1 protein-coding gene and 2 pseudogenes are annotated in these 3294 nt (G+C 45.3%); 1 reads left to right on the top strand and 2 read right to left on the bottom strand.

Going from position 1 to position 3294, the window contains the following annotated elements:
* Nucleotides 1-126 precede the first annotated feature (126 nt).
* A pseudogene (locus tag C7B77_RS26705) lies at nt 127-942 on the bottom strand (RNA-guided endonuclease InsQ/TnpB family protein); the annotation flags it as partial.
* Nucleotides 943-1043: 101 nt separating this feature from the next.
* Complete coding sequence (locus tag C7B77_RS26700; RefSeq protein ID WP_106312150.1) at nt 1044-2663, bottom strand: NAD(P)H-quinone oxidoreductase subunit 4; 1620 nt, start codon at nt 2661-2663, stop codon at nt 1044-1046.
* Nucleotides 2664-3088: 425 nt separating this feature from the next.
* Between C7B77_RS26700 and C7B77_RS26695 the strand changes: the two are divergent.
* Nucleotides 3089-3294: pseudogene (locus C7B77_RS26695) on the top strand (carbohydrate ABC transporter permease); the annotation flags it as partial.

Raw genomic sequence — 3294 nt, 5'->3', positions numbered from 1 at the left:
GCTTGCGCTCAAGGCGGCGTAAAGGCTCTCCTCCCCTAATCCTAGAGGATTAGTTTCAGAGAAACGAACCGCACACATTCTCCCGCCACCAACTGCAAGCGGTATGGTGGGGGATTCTAAACATCGCTATTTAGAGTTTCTCTTTCGACCAGTCGGCTTACTGAGAGGATTTTCATCACCTAAGCAGAGGTCGGTCTGTCCAGAGACGTTTTCTAGCACAAGACTAGATGTTCCTACGTGCCCCGCAGTACGAAGTCCGAGTTCGAGAATGTTCCGAGCGGCGTTTTTATCGCGGTCGGCAACATATCCACAATACGGACATTGATGAGTTCTAGTGCTGAGAGTTTTCTTAACTATTTCGCCACAGCTAGAACAATTCTGGCTTGTATATTGGGGTGGAACTGCAATAGTTACCACGCCAAATACTTTGCCGAAATACTCAATCCATTGACGAAATAGCGACCAGCTAGCATCACTAATCGATTTAGCTAAGTGTTGGTTTTTAACCATATTTCGCACTTTCAGATCTTCATAGGCTACCAAGTCGTTAGACTGGACTACGCACCTTGCAGTCTTAACCGCAAAGTCTTTACGCTGCCTACTTACTCTGAGGTGCTTTCTACCTAATTTTTCCCTAGCTTTGATGCGATTTTTAGATCCGAGTTGCTTTCGAGATAGTCTTTTTTGTGCCCGTTTTAAAGCACGTTCTGACTTTCTCAAATAGCGAGGATTTTCGATTTGTCTACCATCAGAATCGGTGTAGAAATGGTTTAACCCAACATCTAAACCAATTGTTTTGCCTGTTGGCTCTCGTTTTTCTAGCCGTTCTGTATCGATACAGAATTGGGCATAATACCCATCTACACGCCTAACGACTCTGATTCGTTTGATTTGTTCGAGTTGATAGAAATGCAGATCGCGACTGCCCCAAAGCTTAAAAGTGGCATTTCCGCCTGTTTAGGTAAAAAGCAGGAGCAATTTATGAATTGCCCCTGCTAGGTAAGATATCTGAATTTAATCCCGAATCTCTGCGCTCAAAAAAGTTATCGATTAGCAATGCCAACCAATTTGCTAGAAATGACTGGCGAGGCGTTCGCAGTTTGCGATTTCCATTCGATCGATTGCGCGTATAAGCTAGTATCTTTACGTTCGGCAACCGCCGTCGGTAAGGCTTCGCGAAGATGAGCGGCGACAGCAGCCGTGGTGATGTCGTAAGTTTGAGTCGCCAGCTTGGGATATAAGCCAATGCCAATAATTGGGATTAGCAGCGAGAAAGCGATCGCCAATTCGCGCGGCTTGGCATCCCAACAAATTTCGCCATTAGACTCCAGCTTGCCAAAAAATACCCGGCGTAACATCGACAATAAATAGATCGGTGTAATCAGCAGTCCTACCGCAGATAGGAAAATCACCAACGTTTTGAAACCGCTATCATAAACATCGCTAGTTGTCAAACCTAAGAAAATCGACAATTCGCTGACAAAACCACTCATCCCTGGTAATGCGAGCGACGCCATCGACGCGAATGTAAATAAGGCAAAAGTTGACGGCATCGATTTGGCCATCCCGCCCATTTTATCCATCGAGAGGGTGTGGGTGCGCTCGTAAATTACCCCAGCCAAGAAGAATAAGACTGCGGCAATCCCACCATGGGAAATCATTTGCAGCATTGCGCCATTAATGCCTAAAGCGGTAAACGAAGAAATCCCAATCAGCACAAATCCCATGTGCGAGATCGACGAATAAGCCAACCGTCGTTTGAGATTATCTTGAGAGAACGCAGCTAAGGCACCGTAAATAATATTTACTACACCCAATATCGCGAGTACGGGCGCAAAATAAACATGAGCGTGAGGCAGCATTTCGGCATTAAACCGAATCAGTGCATAACCGCCCATCTTGAGCAATACACCAGCCAATATCATCGATCCAGGTGCGGGAGCTTCACCGTGTGCGTCTGGCAACCAGGTATGGAAGGGAAAAATTGGCAGTTTGACACCAAAAGCAATCAGGAAGCCAGCATAAGCTAATAATTCTAACCCGATCGGGTATTCTTTGAGTCCTAATTCGGCGATATCAAAAGTAACTGTGTCGCCATAGAAAGCCAATCCTAGCGCAGACAGCAGAATAAAAATCGACGCTAGAGCCGTATAGAGAATAAATTTCGTCGCAGCATAAAACCGCTGTCCCCCACCCCAAATCGAAATCAGGAGATAGACAGGAACTAATTCTAGCTCCCACAGCATGAAAAACATCAGTAGATCCTGAGCCAAGAATACCGAAATCTGCGCGCCGTACATTAATAACATCAAGCCGTAAAACAGTCGCGGCTTAATCGTAATATTCCACGCCGCAAAGATAGCTAGCGTCGTCACAAATCCCGTCAACACCACCAACGGCATCGACAGCCCATCCGTACCCAACGACCAATTTAAACCTAATTGTGGTATCCAGCTATAGCGTTCGACTAGCTGTAAGTTAGGGTTATTAAAGTCATATTGGGTAGCGAATGTATAGATAATTAAACCTAATTCTAATATTCCTATGCCCAGTGCGTAGAGCCGCACAGTTTTACCATTGGTGTCGGGGATCGCGGGAATAGCTAAGGCAGCTACGATCGGAAATGCAATAATTGCAGTCAGCCAGGGAAATTCAGAAATCATAGATAGGCGATGAGGATCGAGTGGGATGCTTCACTGCTAGATAACGATAGTATTTAATTTTGGTAGGTATAAATACTCATTATGTCAATGATATCTCCTGTTCGGTATGATGGCAACTCTTAAATAAAATTTACAAGTTTTAAAATACCGTAACTATAGATTACCCTTTTTTTGGTCTAAAACTGTCTTCGATCGAACAGCGAGATCGCGCCAGGATGTTATGGTGCAAGTATTACAAGATCGACACTAGCGAGTACGATCGATCTCACGGATGGCTGTGAGTTCGATCGCTTCGAGTTAATATTTGGTGGGGAGTTGGGAGTTGGGAGTTGGGAGACGGGGAGTGGGGGACGGGGAGACTGGGAGATGGTAATCTAACTTATGCCGCCTAGCAATAGATTTAGAACCAGAGAATCGATCGAAATATGCTAAAGTCTATACCCACTCGCCTCTTGCAATCGCCTTTTTGGCAATCCCCGATCGTGAAATTAGTCGGAATTTATGGCGGCTTGAGTGCGATCGCGGGTGTAATGTTATTTCCATTACTCTGGTTATTGAGCACCGCGCTCAAATCAGCAGACGAAAATATTTTCCAATCGCCACCCCAATTACTCCCGCAGCATCCCACATT

Source organism: Chamaesiphon polymorphus CCALA 037, from assembly GCF_003003845.1.
Lineage (GTDB): Bacteria > Cyanobacteriota > Cyanobacteriia > Cyanobacteriales > Chamaesiphonaceae > Chamaesiphon > Chamaesiphon polymorphus.
The sequence above is the reverse complement of the archived record's forward strand: the minus strand, read 5'-3'. Positions and strand labels throughout refer to the sequence as shown.